Source organism: Vibrio sp. 1727, assembly GCF_033344415.1.
Classification (GTDB): Bacteria; Pseudomonadota; Gammaproteobacteria; order Enterobacterales; family Vibrionaceae; genus Vibrio; species Vibrio alginolyticus.
The window spans coordinates 1-512 of the sequence record NZ_JAWPOT010000690.1; the positions used below are offsets into that span (position 1 = coordinate 1).

Below are 512 nucleotides of genomic sequence, written 5' to 3' on the forward strand. Positions count from 1 at the left end.
CGAGCGTTTGTGCGAATTCATCCGCTGGATGGCGGTCTACTTTAACTTCAATATTCAGATTTAGACCTCGCTCAGTAGCCAAGCTTAATAGCTCCTCAAGAGTCATGATAGTTTCGCCAGCAAAATCTTCGCTGAACCAGCCACCGAAATCTAATTGTCTTAGTTCTTCCAACGTATGCGCATCAACTCGTCCTATGCCATTGCTGCATCGATTTAACGTATGATCGTGGCAAACCACAAGTACGTTATCTTTTGTTGGCTGAACATCTACTTCTACCCATTTTAGGCCGAGATCAATTGCAGCTTGAACGCTGACTTTTGTATTTTCTGGGAACGAGCCGGCAACGCCGCGGTGACCAATTAACAGAGTTTCCATTTTGTTTGCCTTCTTGAATGAGATGTCCAGATTGTACTCGCTTTTGGCCGTTGATATAGAGGTGAAAGGCTTCTTCAGGGCGGTAACGTCACGATTCAACGGTGTAATTTTCACCAGACAAGCATGGTGTGGAAAT

1 protein-coding gene is annotated in these 512 nt (G+C 44.9%); it reads right to left on the bottom strand.

Annotation, left to right across the window (positions count from 1 at the left end; all coding sequences use genetic code 11):
* Positions 1-376 (bottom strand): glycerophosphodiester phosphodiesterase family protein (locus R8O10_RS27640; RefSeq protein ID WP_318192286.1); only part of this gene is annotated, 376 nt, incomplete at its 3' end.
* Between the last annotated feature and the right edge of the window lie 136 nt (positions 377-512).